The 496-nt window shown below is 32.9% G+C and carries 1 pseudogene; it reads left to right on the top strand.

Annotated features, from left to right (window positions below):
• Positions 1-496 (top strand): annotated as a pseudogene (locus CQA53_RS11950) (hypothetical protein); the annotation flags it as partial.

Below are 496 nucleotides of genomic sequence, written 5' to 3'. Positions count from 1 at the left end.
CAAATGATAACAAGTATATTGAAATAAATAATGACCCTAAAAATATACAATCTAAAGATGACGAAGATAATAAAGATGATAAAAAATACACTCTCTCCCAACGCACTCAAAACTTTGTTGAACGCTATGAGCTTATCCATCATATCCCAAATACTCTTAGTGGATATTCATCAAGTGTATTTTATGATACAGACAACAAAAACTATATCTTAGCCTTTCGTGGCACAGAAGCAAAAGGAGTAGAAATTATAAAAGATGTGCTTATAGCAGATACATTAATGGCTACCACAGGATATTCTACTACACAAATAATAGCTCTAGCTGATTTGAAATATGAGATTATCGCTCAAATCAAACTTCACGCATTATCAAGAAAGGATAACCTCACATATGACAAAGATAGCTTAGGACAAGAACTTTCATCACAAAGCTTAGAATCTAAGCTTATCCTTACAGGGCATTCACTAGGAGGACATTTAGCACAAGTATTTGTCTT

The sequence above is a fragment of the Helicobacter didelphidarum genome (assembly GCF_003364195.1).
In the GTDB taxonomy this organism is placed as follows: Bacteria; Campylobacterota; Campylobacteria; order Campylobacterales; family Helicobacteraceae; genus Helicobacter_A; species Helicobacter_A didelphidarum.
The sequence above is the reverse complement of the archived record's forward strand: the minus strand, read 5'-3'. Positions and strand labels throughout refer to the sequence as shown.